General features: G+C 72.9%; 14 protein-coding genes. 8 read left to right on the top strand and 6 right to left on the bottom strand.

Features of this window, described 5'->3' with window-relative positions:
- Positions 1-102: 102 nt before the first annotated feature.
- Together Asi02nite_RS33005 and Asi02nite_RS33000 are read right to left on the bottom strand one after the other, a co-directional pair.
- Complete coding sequence (locus tag Asi02nite_RS33005; protein WP_203717935.1) at positions 103-846, bottom strand: class I SAM-dependent methyltransferase; 744 nt, start codon at positions 844-846, stop codon at positions 103-105.
- A 64-nt stretch (positions 847-910) separates the two neighbouring features.
- Positions 911-2,152, bottom strand: a complete 1,242-nt coding sequence (locus tag Asi02nite_RS33000) for a hypothetical protein (RefSeq protein WP_203717934.1) — start codon at positions 2,150-2,152, stop codon at positions 911-913.
- 117 nt (positions 2,153-2,269) lie between these two features.
- Here Asi02nite_RS33000 and Asi02nite_RS32995 point away from each other — a divergent pair, with 117 nt between their 5' ends.
- The gene (locus Asi02nite_RS32995; RefSeq protein WP_203717933.1) at positions 2,270-4,081 is read left to right on the top strand and encodes an NAD-binding protein; all 1,812 of its coding nucleotides are present in this window, start codon (positions 2,270-2,272) and stop codon (positions 4,079-4,081) included.
- Here Asi02nite_RS32995 and Asi02nite_RS32990 read toward each other — a convergent pair.
- Complete coding sequence (locus tag Asi02nite_RS32990; RefSeq protein WP_203717932.1) at positions 4,073-5,287, bottom strand: DUF4032 domain-containing protein; 1,215 nt, start codon at positions 5,285-5,287, stop codon at positions 4,073-4,075. The two genes, Asi02nite_RS32995 and Asi02nite_RS32990, sit on opposite strands and share 9 nt — an antisense overlap.
- A gap of 139 nt (positions 5,288-5,426) precedes the next feature.
- On the opposite strand from Asi02nite_RS32990, the gene Asi02nite_RS32985 reads away from it, so the two are divergent.
- The 3 genes from Asi02nite_RS32985 to Asi02nite_RS32975 are packed head-to-tail and all read left to right on the top strand — an operon-like array spanning position 5,427 to position 8,772.
- The gene (locus Asi02nite_RS32985; protein ID WP_203717931.1) at positions 5,427-6,785 is read left to right on the top strand and encodes a trypsin-like serine peptidase; all 1,359 of its coding nucleotides are present in this window, start codon (positions 5,427-5,429) and stop codon (positions 6,783-6,785) included.
- Between the two features lie 53 nt (positions 6,786-6,838).
- A complete protein-coding gene (locus tag Asi02nite_RS32980; RefSeq protein ID WP_203717930.1) occupies positions 6,839-7,534 on the top strand; it encodes a phosphatase PAP2 family protein in 696 nt (231 codons plus the stop codon).
- Between the two features lie 47 nt (positions 7,535-7,581).
- Entirely contained in the window at positions 7,582-8,772 is a 1,191-nt protein-coding gene (locus Asi02nite_RS32975) for an APC family permease (RefSeq protein WP_203717952.1), read from the top strand.
- Here Asi02nite_RS32975 and nagA read toward each other — a convergent pair.
- Genes nagA through Asi02nite_RS32960 form a run of 3 tightly spaced genes read right to left on the bottom strand, consistent with a single transcriptional unit; the run spans position 8,765 to position 11,654 of the window.
- Entirely contained in the window at positions 8,765-9,862 is a 1,098-nt protein-coding gene (gene nagA / locus Asi02nite_RS32970; RefSeq protein WP_239127353.1) for an N-acetylglucosamine-6-phosphate deacetylase, read from the bottom strand. The two genes, Asi02nite_RS32975 and nagA, sit on opposite strands and share 8 nt — an antisense overlap.
- The gene (locus tag Asi02nite_RS32965) at positions 9,859-10,776 is read right to left on the bottom strand and encodes an ROK family protein (protein WP_203717929.1); all 918 of its coding nucleotides are present in this window, start codon (positions 10,774-10,776) and stop codon (positions 9,859-9,861) included. The genes nagA and Asi02nite_RS32965 overlap by 4 nt, the downstream gene beginning before the upstream one ends.
- Positions 10,773-11,654: an SIS domain-containing protein gene (locus Asi02nite_RS32960; RefSeq protein ID WP_203717928.1), complete on the bottom strand. Its 882-nt coding sequence runs from the start codon at positions 11,652-11,654 to the stop codon at positions 10,773-10,775. Before Asi02nite_RS32960 ends, Asi02nite_RS32965 begins: the two co-directional genes overlap by 4 nt.
- Positions 11,655-11,835: 181 nt before the next feature.
- Between Asi02nite_RS32960 and Asi02nite_RS32955 the strand changes: the two genes are divergently transcribed.
- The 4 genes from Asi02nite_RS32955 to Asi02nite_RS42855 all read left to right on the top strand — a co-directional run bounded on the left by Asi02nite_RS32955 (position 11,836) and on the right by Asi02nite_RS42855 (position 15,181).
- Positions 11,836-12,621, top strand: a complete 786-nt coding sequence (locus Asi02nite_RS32955; RefSeq protein WP_203717927.1) for a DeoR/GlpR family DNA-binding transcription regulator — start codon at positions 11,836-11,838, stop codon at positions 12,619-12,621.
- A gap of 66 nt (positions 12,622-12,687) precedes the next feature.
- Positions 12,688-13,680 (top strand): ABC transporter ATP-binding protein, encoded by a 993-nt coding sequence (locus Asi02nite_RS32950; RefSeq protein ID WP_203717926.1) that lies wholly within the window; start codon positions 12,688-12,690, stop codon positions 13,678-13,680.
- A complete protein-coding gene (locus Asi02nite_RS32945) occupies positions 13,677-14,693 on the top strand; it encodes an ABC transporter permease subunit (RefSeq protein ID WP_203717925.1) in 1,017 nt (338 codons plus the stop codon). Before Asi02nite_RS32950 ends, Asi02nite_RS32945 begins: the two co-directional genes overlap by 4 nt.
- A 119-nt stretch (positions 14,694-14,812) precedes the next feature.
- Entirely contained in the window at positions 14,813-15,181 is a 369-nt protein-coding gene (locus tag Asi02nite_RS42855; RefSeq protein WP_373312370.1) for a DUF3263 domain-containing protein, read from the top strand.
- Positions 15,182-15,605 lie beyond the last annotated feature (424 nt).

Genomic DNA, 15,605 nt, shown 5'->3' with positions numbered 1-15,605 from the left:
CGTAGATCCGGTCAGGGTGGAAGTGCACCGTCACCCGCAGCGTCGGGTCCAGCGGCCCGCCCGAAGCCTGCGCCGCCACGTGGGCGACCGCGTCGGACCAGCTCATCCGCGCCGTGCCGTGATGTTGAGGCGGACGTAGTCGACCGTGTCGCCGGGCGTCAGGGCCCAGACCGACGCCACGAACTCCGCCCGCCGCACGCCCTGCGGCACCCGTTGCGCCCACGGGCCGAGCGGCACCGTCTCCAGATAGGACAGCATCTCGTCGGACGCGACGGGGAACGGCTGCAGCCAGCACTCGACGTCGACGAAACCCGACCGGGCCAGCCGTTCCCGCGTCGGCGCCACCTCGGCGAAATAGAACAGCGGCGCGAAGTCGACGAAATGCGAACGCCACTCCGGCCGGGCCGCGACCTCGTCGGCGGCCGCGCGCAGCGCCGCGATGTTGCCCGCGCCGCCGCACTGGGCGACCAACCGGCCGCCCGGGCGCAGCACCGCGGCGAGCCGGTCGAAGAGCCGGTCGTGGTCCAGCACCCAGTGGAACGTCGCGGTGGAGAAGACCGCGTCGACGGGCGCCGGCAGTGCCAGGTCGAGCAGGTCGACGAGCAGCACCTCCGGCAGCGCCCGCCGGGCGATCGCCACCATCGCCGGGTCGGCGTCGGCCGCGATCAGCCGGCCGTGGGGCAACCGCGCCAGCAACGCGGCGCTGATCCGGCCGGTGCCGCAACCCGCGTCCAGCACGGTCTCGGTGCCGTCCAGCGGCAGCCGGTCGAGCACCTCGCGCGCCATCTCGTCCATCGCCACCGACACGCGGTGGTAGGCGTCGGCGTCCCAGCTCCGGCCGATCATCACGGCATTATGACGCAGCGGCCCGCCCGGGGAGTCCCGAACGGGCCGCGCACGAAAGGCCGGATCAGCGGTACGCGAGGTCCTCGCCCGCGACGGGACGCTCCGACTTCGACCGGGACCACTGCCGGTGGCCGCGCTGGTTGTTGCCGCCGTCGTCGGCGGTCGGCGACACCGCCGGCAGCTGCTGCTTCGGCGCCGGGGTGGGCGTCGACGAGGAGGCCGCGGGCTGCGCGGTGCCACCCGACGAGGGCCCCCCGCCGAGCGCGTCGATCGACGAGATGTTCCCGAGCGCCCCGTTCGGGTCGGTGGTGTTCAGCGCCGACAGTGGCAGCTGCCCGACCAGCGGCAGCCCGATCATCGAGTCGCCGTCGGCCTCGAGCGACCCGCCCAGGAAGCCGGGGGGCATCTCGGCCTCCAGCGCCTCGCCGATCAGCGGCGGCACCAGCGACTGGCCGAGCCCGTCGAGGTCCGTACCGCGCAGGTCCGCGATGTCGAAGTCGCTCTGGTCCGGTGCCGCGTGCTTGCCGACGGCGCCGAGCGGGTCGTCGGCAAGCTCACCGAGCGGCCCGCTGCCGAGCCCACCGCCCCGATTGAGATCCCCGAGCCCATTGCCGCCGAGCCCGCCACCGCCCAGGCCGCTCCCGCGGCCGAGCTGGTCGAGGCTGAGCTGGTCCGCGCCTACCGTGCTGCCCAGGGTCCGCATCTGGGAGTCGCTCCCGATCGTGTTGAGGTTGTCGTCGCTGAGCGTCCGGCCGACCTGCGTCGTGCCGTTGCCGAGCGCGCCGGTCAGCGGGTCGTCGGCGGCCTCGGTCGGGCCGAGGCCGAGCGCGCCCAGCGGGCTGTCGCCGAGCGGGCTGCCACCGATCACGGGCAGCTCCGAGCCGGGCTGCGCGCTGCCCTTGAGCAGCTGGCCACCGGCCTTGTCGTCGACCAGCGGCCCGGTCGAGTTCACCGCGTCCGTGAGGGTGTTCATGGTGATCTGCTTGTCACCGACCCCCAGCAGGGTGAGGTTGTCGGTGTTGAGCGTCGGGGTAGGCGGACCGGCCTCGAGCGCCGCCGGGTCGACGCCGGCCGCCGGGTCGTTCGGTACCGCGCCGAGGAAGCCGAGGTGCTGGCCGGGCGCCAGCTCACCGGCGGGCACGGGGGCGACGTCGCCCATGGGGGTGAAGAAGCCGTCCAGCGAACCGCGTAGGTCGTTCACCGGCGCGTCGATGCCGTCGGCCTGCGCGGGACCACCTGCCAGGAGCAGGGCCCCACCGGCGGCGACGCCGACCGTACCCACCGCGCGATAGATCCACTTGGTCATGTCAGTCCATTCCGTTTCGCATTAGCGACATTTGCCGCCTTGCTCACCAAATGGACCAACGAGGCAAGTGAAGATTCCGTTGCTCTCCCGGCCCGACCAGACCCTACGATCCCGTTCATGGTCGTTCCCTGGCGCAATCGGGCCCGCCGCGCCGTCGAGACCCGGCTGCGCGACGGCTTGCGCAGCAACGGCGACAGCCGGCCGCACTACATCGTGTGCGGCAACGACGCGCTCGCGTACCACCTGGTCAACGCGCTCGGGCCCGGGACGGTGCGGGTGACGGTGGTCGTCCCGCCGCAACGGCACCGCACCGCGCCGGACATCACCAGGATCCGCGGCATCCGGGTGATCCACGCCGACCGGATCGACGAGGCCGCGTTGCGCACCGCCGGTCTGGAGACCGCCGCCGGCCTCGCGCTCATGCAGCAGGACGACGTCGGCAACATCCACGCCGCCCTCACCGCGCACGAGATCAACGCTCGGGTCCGCGTCGTCATGCGGATGTTCAACACCGGTCTCGGGTACGGCGTGAAGCGGCTGCTCGGCGACTGCGAGGTGCTCTCCGACGCGGCGATGGCCGCGCCCACGTTCGTCGCCGCGGCGCTGGGTGAGGTGGCGCCGACCAACTTCCACCACTACGGCCGCACGCTGGTGGTCGCCCCGCGGGCCGACGTGCTGCCGGAGCGGGTGATCTGCGGTCTCGCCGACACGTCCGACCCGGGGCATCCCGTGATGCTGCCCGCACCCGAGCGGGCCGACCTCGTGCTCGCCGAGGCCACCGGCGTCCGGCCGGCCACCGAGGTCGCCGCCGGCCGGATCGCCCGGGCCCGCAAGGCGCGGCGCCCGCTGTACGGCATCCGTACCGCGCTCCAGTCGTTCCTCAGCCGGAAGATCGGCATCGCGACGGCAGCCGTGATCCTCGTGGCCGTGCTCTTCGGTTTCCTGCTCTACCGCGTCGACGGTGCCGCGCACCTCGACCCGTGGCAGGCCGTCTACACGACGTTGCTCACCGCGCTCAACGGCGCCGAGGTCGAGCTCGACAAGGGCCTGACCGTGCAGCTCATGCAGATCGTGCTGACGGTGGCCGGGCTGGCGCTGGTGCCGCTGATCACCGCCGCGGTGGTCGACGCGATGGTCAAGGCGCGGCTGGCGCTCAACGCCGGACGGCTCGCGGTGCCGCGCGAGGGGCACGTCGTGGTGGTCGGGCTCGGCAACGTCGGCACCCGGGTGATCCGCCAGCTGCACAACCTCGGCGTCGAGGTGGTCGCCATCGACAAGGCGCCGGACGCGCGCGGCGCCGTGATCGCCAAGCAGCTCGGCATCCCGCTCATCGTCGGCGACGCGGCGCTGGAGGAGACCCTGGTCGAGGCGTCGGTCGGCGCCTGCCGCGCGCTGGTGGTCGTCTCGACGGACGACGTGACCAACCTGCAGGCCGCGCTCAACGGGCGCGCGCTCCAGCCCGACCTGCGGGTGGTGCTGCGGCTCTTCGACGGCGACCTGGCGCAGCGGATCCAGGCGACGTTCGGCATCTTCCGGTCCCACAGCGTGTCGTACCTGGCCGCGCCGGCGTTCGCGGCCGTGCTGCGCAAGCGGCAGGTGGTCGCCACCGTCCCGGTGGGCCGGCACGCGATGCTGGTCACGGTCGTGGTCGTCGCCAAGGGCTCCGCCCTGGACGGACAGCCGGTGGGCGTCGCCGACCAGCCCCACGGCGTACGCGTGATCGCCCTGCTCAAGGCCGGCCAGCGGCCGAGCTGGTCGCCGCCCGCGCAGACCGTGCTCGGTCCGGGCGACGAGCTCACCGTGGTGTCCCGGCGCGCCGGTCTGAGCCGGCTGATCAAGCAGGCCGCGCCGCCGCCCACCGTGCCGGTGCAGCCCGGCCCGGCCGACGACCCGACGATCGGCGACGGCAGCGTGGCCGGGTCAGACTGACAGCGTGGGCACGTCGACGCCCAGGACCGCCTGCTCGTCGGGCCGGTGCACCAGCACGTCCTTGAGGTAGGACTGCACCGCGGCGGCCAGGCCCACGTCCCGGCCGGCCTCCTCGGAGCGGAACCAGCGGTGCTCCAACACCTGGGTGAACAGCTCGGCCGGCTCCAGCTTGCGCCGCTGGTCCGCCGGCACCGCCCGGACGACCGGCTCGAACACCTCGACCAGCCAGCGGTGCGCCGCCTGCTGCTCGTCGGGCAGGTCGCTGTCGGCGCGGTAGGCGTCGAGGTCGTTGAGCAGCGCCCGGGCCTGGTTCTCCTCGGCGTCCAGCCCGGTCAGCCGGAGCAGCCGCCGGGTGTGGTGGCCGGCGTCGACCACCTTGGGCCGCACGTACGCCCGGCCCTCCTCACCCACCGACATCGACACCTCGGCGATGTCGAACCCGAGCTCGTTGAGCTTGCGGATCCGCTTCTCGATCTCGTGCCGGGAGTCGCGGGCGACCTCCTGCTCGAAGGTCACCTCGTGCCAGAGCCGCTCGTACCGGGCGATGACCTCGTCGGCCACCCACTCCGGGTCGATGGCCTCGTCGAGCAGCTCGGCGGCCTGCAGGTCGAGCGCCTCGCCGAAGATGTTGAGCCGGGCGATCTCGACGTCCTCGCCGCGCTGCCCCTTGGACAGGCTCGGGCGCAGGGCGCCGGTCTCGGCGTCGACCAGGTAGGCCGCGAACGCGCCGGCGTCGCGCCGGAACAGCGTGTTGGACAGCGAGCAGTCGCCCCAGAAGAAGCCGGTCAGGTGCATCCGGACGAGCAGGGCCGCGAGCGCGTCGAGCAGCCGGTTCATGGTCTCGGGCCGCAGTGTGTGCGAGAACACGGCCCGGTACGGCAGCGAGAACTGCAGGTGCCGGGTGACCAGGACCGGGTCGAGGGGCTCGCCGTTGGCGTCGGTGCGGTCGGCCACGATCGCGACCGCCTCGACGGCCGGGAAGTCGATCCGTTCGAGCTGGCGGAGCAGGTCGTACTCCCGCTCGGCGATCCGCTCGCCGGTCTCCTTCACCGCGTAGACGGTGCCGGCCAGCCGGACGAACCGCACGACGTGCCGGGAGATGCCCTGCGGGAGGGCGACGAGGTGGTCGGCCGGCCACTCCTCGAGCGGAGTCGACCACGGCAGGTCGAGCAACGCCGGGTCGATGAGGGCCGAGGTGATGCGCACGGGCTAAGTCTGCCCGTTGACAGCGCCGCTACGCAGGCGACCGTGGCTCGTTACACAGTGGCGAGATGATCCGATTGTCTGCTCCGGGGTTTTCCTCCGGTTATGACGGTCCACCTAGGAGAGCCGAGGGAGATCTGGGATGCGGCGGACTCTGGCGCTGGTCGCCGGCGCGTGCACGGCAGTGGTTCTGGCCGGCGCGACGGCGTACGCGATGACCGGCGACGGGTCGGCGCAGTCACCGGCTGGCACGGCTCAACTGGGCAAGGCCCCCGCGGCGGCCGCCGCGGCACCGCGGGCACCGCAGGCCAAGGAGGCGGCCCCCGGGCCGGTCGCCGACCTCCCCAAGCAGATCAGCGGCGTGATCGACTCCGTCGGTCGGCAGCGGGTCGGCGCGCTGGAGTCGGTCGACAGCCTGGTCGGCTACCACGCCGAGAGTGACCGGCAGGAGTTCAGCTACCCGGGCGCCGACTACGTGAAGGTGCACTTCGACCAGCTCACGATGCTTCCGGGTGACTACGTCACGGTCGCCGACCCGGCGGGCACCGAGGTCCACCGGATCGAGAGCGACCCGCTGGACGTGGTCGGCGGGCTGCTCGGCAGCCGGGCCGAGGAGTCCGGCGCGGGCCGGTGGGCGATGTCGGTCACCGGCGACACCGCGGTCGTCGAGTTGCACCGGGCCCTGCCCGACCCGCTCGGCGTCCGGGAGGTGGCCGGCCTCGGGGTGCGGGTCGACAAGGTGGCCCGCGGCTTCTCCTCCGCCGAGCAGGAGGCGGCGGACTCGAGCGCGCGGGAGGCGACGTCGGCGGGTCAGACCGGGCGCGAGGAGAGCGTCTGCGGCAGCAACGAGGCCCGCGACGCGGTCTGCTACAAGTCGGCCGACCCGGCCGCGTACAAGAAGTCCAAGGCTGTTGCCCGGCTTCTGATCAACGGCACCGAGCTGTGCACCGGCTGGCGACTGGGCACGACCAACCGGATGCTCACCAACAACCACTGCATGGTGACCTCGGGTGACGCGTACGACACCGAGGTGTGGTTCGACTACCAGTGCAACAAGTGCGGCGGGCACGCCGTGTTCAAGCCGACCAAGGTGTGGGGCGACAAGGTGCTCAGCACCAACCGGGAGCTCGACTACACGCTGTTCACCGTCGAGAACTTCGCGCAGGTGCAGAAGTTCGGCTACCTGTCGATCGAGACCAGCCGGCCGAAGAGCGGCACCGAGGTCTACATCCCGCAGCACCCGGGCGGCGACCCGGGCCAGATCGCGATGGGCAGCGACAGCGACGACGGCGGGATCTGCGCCGTCGACGACCCGCTGTACGACGGCTACGGCCAGGACACCGACGTCTCCTACTACTGCGACACCGCGGGTGGCTCGTCGGGCTCGCCGGTGATCTCCCGCAAGACCGACCGGGTCATCGCCCTGCACCACTTCGGCGGCTGCCCGAACAGCGGCGTCCGGATCGATCTCGTCTACAACCGGATCAAGAAGCTCCTGTGAATGTCCGGTAGGCGGGCCGGAGCGCGTCTTTGTCGCGCCGTTACCGTGGTCACGTGCGCAACGCGATCACCGAACGGGCGGCCGCGCTCCGGCTGCGGCCGGTGCGGCCCGCCGGCTGGTGGTTCGACGGCCTGCTGATCGGCCTGTTCGCGCTGCTCACGGGCGTTCTCGCGGCCGGCGGCCTGCTCGGCGTCGACAACACCGTGCGGGACTGGTGCCTGTCCCATCAGACGGACGCCACCTACTGGCTCGCCCGGGTCTTCAACTACCTCGGCAACGGCGGCCCGCTCACCCTGATCAGCCTGGTCATCGCGGTGTTCCTGGCGGTGCGGCGGCGCAACGGCTGGCCGATCCTGCCGGTCGTGGCGGCGTTCCTGCTCACCGGCATCGTGATCATGCCGCTGAAGATCTGGACGGAGCGGGCCGCACCGGGCTACACCGGCCCGAACGCGGTCGACCTGTTCAACAGCGCCCTGCCGGCGGGCACCTACGACACCGGCTACCCGTCGGGGCATCTGGTCAACACCGTCGTCTGGTACGGCGTGATCGCCCTGCTCCTGGCACCGTGGCTCAACCGGACGGCCCGGCTGTGGTTGCGCATCGCCCCGCCGGCCATCGTCTTCGTGACCACCATTTACCTGAACTTCCACTGGTTGACCGACTCCATCGCCGGTCTGCTTCTCGGCGTGTTCATCGCCCGCCTGATAGACCGGGTCCCGTGGCAGCTTCCGACCCGCCAGTCGCCCTAGCGCGTCGCCTGGGCCTGCGTGACGCCGTCGTCGTCGGGCTCGGCTCGATGCTGGGCGCGGGGGTCTTCGTGGTCTTCGCGCCGGCGGCGCGGGCGGCGGGCGGTGTCGGCCTGCTGGTGGCGCTCGGAGTCGCGGGCTTCGTAGCGTTCTGCAACGCGACGAGCTCTGCACGCCTCGCGGCCCGCTATCCGGAGTCCGGCGGGGCCTACGTCTACGGGCGGGAGCGGCTGGGCGCGTTCCCGGGCTTCCTGGCGGGGTGGGCGTTCGTCTGCGGCAAGACGGCGAGCTGCGCGGCGATGGCCCTGGCGATCGGCGCGTACGCGTGGCCGTCCCATCCCCGGGTCGTCGCGGTGCTCGCCGTGGTCGCGGTGACCGCGGTCAACCTGCGCGGGATCGCCAAGACCGCCCGTGTCACCGCGGTGCTGGTCACGGTGACGCTGCTGGTGCTGGCGGCGGTCGTGGTGGCCGGCGTGGCGAGCATGCCGACGCTGTCGCTGGGCGCGGCGCCGTCCGCCCGGGGTGTGCTCACGGCCGCCGGGTTGCTGTTCTTCGCCTTCGCCGGCTATGCCCGGATCGCCACGCTGGGTGAGGAGGTCCGCGACCCCGCGCGGACGATCCCCCGGGCGATCCCGCTGGCACTCGGCATCGTGCTGGCGGTCTACGCGGTGCTGGCGGTGGTGACGCTGGCCGTCCTCGGCCCGGCCCGGCTGGCGGCGGCGACCGCGCCGCTGGCTCTGGTGGCGTCGGTGGCGGGCCCGTCGGGCCTGGCCACCGCGGTCCGCGCGGGCGCGGTGGTGGCGGTGCTCGGCGTGCTGGTGGCGCTGCTCGCGGGCGTCGGCCGCACGGCCCTGGCGATGGGCCGCCGCCGCGACCTCCCGGCCCCGCTGGCGGCGGTGCACCCGTCGACGCAGGTGCCCCACGTGGCCGAACTGGTGGTCGCGGCGGCGGTGCTCGTCCTCGTCCTGGTCGGCGGCCTGACCACGGCGATCGCGGCGTCGAGCTGCCTGGTGCTGGTCTACTACGCGATCGCGAACGCGTCGGCGCTGACGCTGCGCACTCCGCGGGGCCGCCATCTCCCGGTGCGGGTGCTGGCGGCACTGGGCCTGGCGGGCTGCCTCCTGCTCGCGGCGACGGTCCCGACCCGCGGCCTGCTCGCGGGCGCGGCGATCCTGGTGGCGGGCGCGCTCTGGTACGGGACCCGCCACCTGCTGGCCCTTCGGCGTCGACGGGTCAGCTGACCCAGGAACCTGCCCGCATCACGCGGACGACGCGGAGGTCCGTGTCGAGGATGGCCAGGTCGGCGCGCCAGCCCGGCTGGAGTGAGCCGACCGTCTCGCCCAGGCCGATCGCGCGGGCCGGTGTCGTGGCGGCCATCCGGCAGGCGTCGACGATCGGGATGCCGGCGCCGACCGCCTGGCGCAGCGCCGCGTCCATCGTCAGGGTGCTGCCGGCGATCGCGCCGTCGCGGGCCAGGCGGGCCACCCGGTCGCGGACCTCGACCTCCTGGCCGCCGAGCTCGTACGCGCCGTCGGGCATGCCGGCCGCCGCCATCGCGTCGGTGACCAGGGCCGCCCGGTCCGGGCCGGTGACCGAGGCCGCGAACGCGAGCGTGCCGTCGTGCAGGTGGACGCCGTCCGCGACGAGCTCGCAGACCACGCTCGGCGCGCCGAGCAGGGCGAAGACCGGGCCGGGCTCGCGGTGGTGCGGCGGGCGCATGCCGTTGAAGACGTGAGTGCCGACGCTCGCGCCCGCCTCGACCGCCGCCAGCGTCTGCTCGTACGTCGCGTCCGTGTGCCCGACCGCGGCGACCACCCCGTGCGAGACCAGCATCCGGATCGCGTCCAGCGCGCCGGCCCGCTCGGGGGCGATCGTCACGAGCCGCACCGCGCCGCCGCCCAGCGTCAGCAGCGTCTCCAGCTCGTCGAGCGACGGATCGCGCAGGAACGCCGGGTTCTGCGCGCCGCACCGGGCCGCGGAGAGATAAGGCCCCTCGAAGTGGATCCCGGCCAGCACCCCGGCGTCGACGAGCGGCGTGAACGCGGCCGTGGCGGCCCGCATCAGGTCGAACGGCGAGCTGACCAGGCTCGCGAACAGCGTCGTCGTGCCGTGCCGCAGGTGGAACGCGGCCGCCCGCAGCGCCGCGTCCGGGTCGCCGGTCGTGAACGTGTCGCCGCCGCCACCGTGGTTGTGGATGTCGACGAAGCCCGGCACGATCCACTGTGGATCGGCGACGTCGCCCGGGGTCACGGCGCCGATCGACGTGCCGGTCACCTCCACCGAGCCCGTCACCACACCGGTCGGGGTCACCACCCGTCCGTCGATCCTCACGCCGCCTCCATCGCGTCCCTGCCGAGCAGCCCGGCACCGAGGCAGCCGGCCGCGTCGCCGAGTGCCGCTCGCACCAGCGCCGGTTCGCGCTGGAAGGTCAACCGGGCCCGGACCCCGTTGGCCAGTGGCGCCAGCAGTTGCGCGCCCGCCTCGGCCAGGCCGCCGCCGACGACGACGACCTCCGGGTCGAACAGCGTCTGGGCGATCGTCAGACCGTCGGCCAGGGCCTCGACCGCCTCGTTCCAGGCCTGGGCCGCCACGGCGTCGCCGGCCAGCGCCGCCGCCGCCACCTCCGCCGCCGAGAGCGGCGCGCCCGCCAGCGACGCGTACCGGCGGGCCAGCGCGGACGCCGACGCCACCGACTCGAGGCAGCCGCGCGCGCCGCACCCGCACTCCGGGCCGCCGGGGCGGACCACGACGTGCCCGACCTCGCCGGCCGAGCCGTGCGCGCCCGCGAACGCCCGCCCGTCGACCACGTGCGCGGCCGCGATGCCGGTGCCGATGGCCACGAACAGCACGTGCCGACGGCCCGCGCCGGCGCCGAGGCGGGCCTCGGCCACACCGCCCGCGCGTACGTCGTGGCCCAGCGCCGCGGGCAGGCCGAGGCGGTCGGCCACCAGGTCACGAAGGGGTACGTCGCGGAAGCCCACGTTGGCGGCCCAGACGGCGACACCGTGGGCCTCGTCCACCACACCCGGCACCGTGACGCCGGCGGCGACCGGGGTGAGCCCCTCGGCGCGCGCCTTGTCGGCCAGCCCGGCCGCGACGTCCAGGATCGCCGAGACGACCGCGGCGCCACCGGCGGCGGCGTTGGTCGGGTGGCGTTCGGCGTGCCGCAACTCGCCGGACTCGGTGACGAGACCGCACTTCATCGCGGTGCCGCCCACGTCCAGCGCGACGACGACCTCGGTCATCGGTCGTCCAGCACGACGGAGCGCGTCAGGTTGCGGGGCGCGTCGGGGTCGAGACCGCGGTGCGCGGCCAGGGCGACCGCGAGGCGCTGCGCCAGGATCAGTTCGGCCATCGGATCAAGCGTGTCACCAGCGGCGGCGCCGACAAAACGCGCCCCGGTCGCGGTCACCTCGGCGGCCAAGCCGGCCGGCGGCGGCCCGAACGACCAGACCGCGCGGCCGGGCGCGGCGATCGCGATCGGCCCGTGCCGGTAGTCCATCGCCTGGTAGGCCTCGGCCCAGAACGCCGCCGCCTCGCGGCACTTGAGCGCGGCCTCGTACGCGAGCCCGACCGCCCATCCCCGCCCCAGGAAGGTGACCTGCTCGAGGGCGGCCGGGTCGAGCGGCAGCGGCGCGTCCAGTGCCCGGCGGGCGTCGTCGACCAGGGCGGCCACGTCCTCGCCGAGGCCGGCCCGCAGCAGGGCCAGGGCTGTGGTGGCGAACCGGGTCTGCACCACGGACCGCTCGTCGGCGAACGGCAGCGCGACGGTCGCGCCGGCCGCGGCCGCGGCGGGGCCGGCGGGATCGCCGACGATCGCCAGGGTCGGAGCGGACAATCCGGCGAGCAGGTCGACGACCTCGGTCGTGGTGCCGGACCGGGTGATCGCGACCACGAGGTCGTACGCCCGGCCCTGCGGGAACTCGGATGCCTGGAATGCGTCGGTCTCACCGTGCCCGAGGCTCTCGCGGCGGGCCGCGTACGCCATCGCCATGAACCAACTCGTGCCGCAACCGACGACCGCGACCCGCTGCCCGCGGCGCGGCAGCAGGTCGGTGGCCAGCGCCGTCGCGCGCGCCCAGGTCGCCGGCTGGGAATCGATCTCGGCCTGGATGTGCGGCACCGGTCCACCCCCACGGGAGCTTGCGCGAATCAGCTCGGAAATCGCTGTTTCCGCGCGTTATTGTGCAGGAGAACCTTCTGTGCGGCAAGCATGCGCGGATCGCGCACGACCGCGCAGGCAATACGTTGCTTGCCGGTCGTTTCGCGCACTATTGTGCACGCAATCGAGACTGGGGGTCGATGTGGACCGGTACGCGCGTTGGAACGCCCTGCTCGAACTGCTCACCGAGAGCGGCCGGGTGAGCGTGGAAGACGCCGCGCAGCGGCTCAACGTCTCCCAGGCGACCATCCGCCGCGACTTCGACCAGCTCGGCCAGCAGCAGATGATCACCCGTACCCGGGGTGGCGCGGTCGCCAACGGCGTCTCGTACGACCTGCCCCTGCGCTACAAGACCGCCAAGCACTCCGCGGAGAAGCAGCGCATCGGCGCGGCCGCGGCGGCGCTGGTCGAGCCGGGCATGGTGGTCGGGCTCAACGGCGGCACCACGACGACCGAGGTGGCCCGCGCCCTGGCGGTGCGCCCCGACCTCAACTCCAGCGCCGACGGCGCGCAGCTGACCATCGTCACCAACGCGCTGAACATCGCCAACGAACTGCTGGTCCGGTCGCGGATGAAGGTCGTGGTGGCGGGCGGTGTCGTCCGGCCGCAGTCGTTCGAGCTCGTCGGCCCGCTCGGCGGTGCGCTGCTCCGCGAGGTCACCCTGGACGTGGCGCTGCTCGGCGTCAACGCGATCGACGCGACCCTCGGCGCCGCCGCCCACCACGAGGGCGAGGCGGCGATGAACGCGCTGATGGTCGCCCGCGCGCGCCGGGTCGTCATCATCGCGGACTCGTCCAAGTTGGGCGGTCACGCGTTCGCCCGGATCTGCCCGATCGACCGCGTCGAGACGCTGGTCACCGACTCCGGAGCGACACCGGAAGCGATCGCGCCGTTCCGTGCCGTAGGCGTCCGGGTGGTAACGGCATAACGGTCTATCCGAATACCTGCATACCCAGTACTGTGTGCGCGATCCGACCGAAGACGGGGAGCGCACGTGCCGGCCGTACTGGAGATATCAGGTCTCGAGAAGACCTACCGCAGCAGACGCCGCGGGGCGCGCAAGGCCCTCGACGGCTTCGACATGGTCGTCGAGTCGGGTGAGGTGCACGGCTTCCTCGGCCCCAACGGCTCCGGCAAGACGACCACGCTCCGTACGCTGCTCGGCCTGATCACGCCCAACGGCGGCACGATGACGCTGCTCGGCCAACGGGTGCCCGCCGCCCTGCCGCACGTCGCCCGCCGGGTCGGCGCGATCGTGGAGAGCCCGCAGTTCTTCCCCAACTTCTCCGCCCGCGACACGCTCTCCCTGCTCGCCGACGCCGGTGGGGTGAACAAGCAGCGGGTGACCGAGGTGCTGGAGCAGGTCGGCCTGCGGGACCGGGCCAAGGAGCGGGTCGGCACCTACTCGCTCGGCATGAAGCAGCGGCTGGCGGTCGCGTCCGCCCTGCTCAAGCAGCCCGACCTGCTGATACTCGACGAGCCCGCGAACGGCCTCGACCCGGGCGGCATCCGGGAGATGCGCACGCTGATGCGCGGGCTCGCCGCGTCCGGCATGACCGTCGTGCTGTCCAGCCACATCCTCGGCGAGGTGCAGCTGATCTGCGACTCGGTCACGATCATCTCGCGTGGCCGGCGGGTGGCCTACGGGCCGGTCGCCGACGTGCTCGCGCAGCACGCGGGCGCGGGCGTGACGGTCAAGCTGGAGTCCGCCGACGACCTGTCGGCCGCCGCCGAGGTCCTCATCGCGGCCGGCGCCCGGGTCACGCCCGAAGCCGACCGCCTGGTCGTGAGCAACGTCGAGAAGCCGGCCTGGGTAACCCGCACGCTGGCCGAGAAGGGCTACTTCGTGAGCGAGTTGGCGCCGGTCAAGGTCGACCTGGAGAGCGTCTTCCTCGAGTTGACGCAGACCGCGCCGGTGGCGGGCCAGGCCCGCCAGGTCGACGACTCCGCGGTGGCCGCGCCGGCCCAGGGCGGGTGGGGCGTGTGAGCCTCGCCAAGGCCGAGGTGCGCCGGCTGTTCAAGCGCCGCGTCACCCGCATCTTCCTCGCCATCACGCTGATCGGCCTGGCCATCTTCCCGGTGGCCTTCGTGTTCAACAGCAAGCCCTCGACCCCGGAGGTACGCGCCGCGGCCGAGGCGGAGGCGACGCGCAACTTCGACCAGTCCGTGGTCCAGTTCCAGGCGATGGTCGCCGAGTGCGAGGCGGCCAAGGCCCGCGGCGAGACCGGTCTCGACGACCGTTACGGGCCCAACTGTGGAGCCGACTTCGGCCCGCAGCGGGAGTGGTACACCGCCGAGCAGTTCATGCCGTACGAGTTCAACTTCCGCGACGAGTTCCCGCCGTCGCTGGCGGTGCTGGCCGCGATCCTCGCCATGGTCGCGTTCGTGATCGGCGCGTCGTTCGTCGGCGCCGAGTGGAACAGCGGCGGCATGATGAACCTGCTGCTCTGGCGCCCACGCCGGATCCCGGTGCTGCTGACGAAGCTCGGCGTGCTGATCGGCGCGATGTTCGGCCTGACGGTGGTGGTCGGCGCGCTCTGGACGGCGGCGTTCTGGGCGATCGGTCGCTACGACGGCAACCTCGGCAAGCTCACCGCGGGCGTGTGGCAGTCGTTCGCACTGAGCGGCGCCCGCGGCGCGGCGCTCGTGCTGCTCGCCGCGACCCTCGGCTTCTGCCTGGCCTCGATCGGCCGCCACACCGCGATGGCCCTGGGCGTCGGCATCGGCGCGATCGTCATCAGCGAGATCGGCCTGCGCATCCTGTTCGAGCTGGTCAGGGTGCAGTTCGGCGACCGCTGGATCCTGTCGACGTATCTGGTGGCCTGGTTCGACAAGAGCTTGAAAATCACGAACTGGCGGGCGTGCGAGCTGGCCACGGGCCCGTGCACGCCACCGGAATACATCGTCACCTGGCAGCAGTCATCGGTACTCCTCGGCGCGGCCCTGGTCCTGGCCGTCTTCGGCGCCGTCTGGTCGATCCGCCGCCGGGACGTGATCTAGGGTCTGCCTCGAAGTGGATGACCGGGCTGCGGCGGACCCAGACGCCGCCTGGAACCACGCCTCGCTCCGGCCCCCACTTCGAGACAGACCCTAGACGTCTTGATCACAGTGAATGAGCGATGCACGCGGGTCGCCGCGCGGATAGTCTGAGTGACATCCCACGTCGCCCGCGTGTGTCGAGGAGTGCCATGATGCCCGCCGCTGACCAGGCCGACACCAACGACGACGCCGTCACGGAGTCCACTGTGGAGCCCGGGGCTGGCCTGACCGAGCGCGAGCTCGGCATCCTGGCGTTCGAGCGCAAGTGGTGGAAGCACGCGGGCGCCAAGGAACAGGCGATCCGCGACGCCTTCGACCTGTCCGCGACGCGCTATTACCAGCTGCTCAACGGCTTGCTCGACAACCCGGCGGCGCTCGCGGCCGAACCGGTCGTCGTGGGGCGGTTGCGGCGATTGCGCTCCACCCGGGCGCGGTCGCGGCGCCGATAATCCCAAGTCTTTCGTTTACTCGGGTCCGCGGTGGCGCGGACCGTTCCTCCCGCGAGAGATCGCTACGCTGCGCTCCGCTTGCCGGGTCCGTCGCCGGCCAGGACCACCCTCGCCGCAGCACACATGCGAAAACATGTAGGCACATGCTTTCGCATGTGCGCTCCAGCGCGCACCCCTCCGGATTGGTCGCGACCGCGAACCTGGGGCCGGCTCCGCCATAGCCAGCCGCGCTGCGCATGTTCGTACTGGCCGCCCGATCCTCAGCTCGGTGCGCGTCGCGCGGTGGGGTCCGCGCGGTGCGCGTCGCGCGGTGGGGTGCCTGCGGTGGGTCCGCGCGGTGAGGTTCGCGCGGTGGGTTTGCGCGGTGGGTTCGCGCGGTGAGGTTCGCGCGGTGAGGATCGCGCGGTGAGGTTCGCTCCGCGGT

Origin of the sequence: Asanoa siamensis, assembly GCF_016862555.1 — a bacterium.
Lineage (GTDB): Bacteria > Actinomycetota > Actinomycetes > Mycobacteriales > Micromonosporaceae > Asanoa > Asanoa siamensis.
Note: the sequence above shows the minus strand (reverse complement) of the source record. Positions and strands in the feature narration are given on the sequence as shown.

Excerpts from the sequence above, each read along its gene's own strand:
- Asi02nite_RS32985 (WP_203717931.1), top strand. The coding sequence starts at position 5,427 with ATGCGGCGGACTCTGGCGCTGGTCGCCGGCGCGTGCACGGCAGTGGTT.
- Asi02nite_RS42855 (WP_373312370.1), top strand. The coding sequence starts at position 14,813 with ATGCACGCGGGTCGCCGCGCGGATAGTCTGAGTGACATCCCACGTCGC.
- Asi02nite_RS33000 (WP_203717934.1), bottom strand. The coding sequence starts at position 2,152 with ATGACCAAGTGGATCTATCGCGCGGTGGGTACGGTCGGCGTCGCCGCC.
- Asi02nite_RS33005 (WP_203717935.1), bottom strand. The coding sequence starts at position 846 with ATGATCGGCCGGAGCTGGGACGCCGACGCCTACCACCGCGTGTCGGTG.
- Asi02nite_RS32995 (WP_203717933.1), top strand. The coding sequence starts at position 2,270 with ATGGTCGTTCCCTGGCGCAATCGGGCCCGCCGCGCCGTCGAGACCCGG.
- Asi02nite_RS32965 (WP_203717929.1), bottom strand. The coding sequence starts at position 10,776 with ATGACCGAGGTCGTCGTCGCGCTGGACGTGGGCGGCACCGCGATGAAG.
- Asi02nite_RS32975 (WP_203717952.1), top strand. The coding sequence starts at position 7,582 with ATGCTGGGCGCGGGGGTCTTCGTGGTCTTCGCGCCGGCGGCGCGGGCG.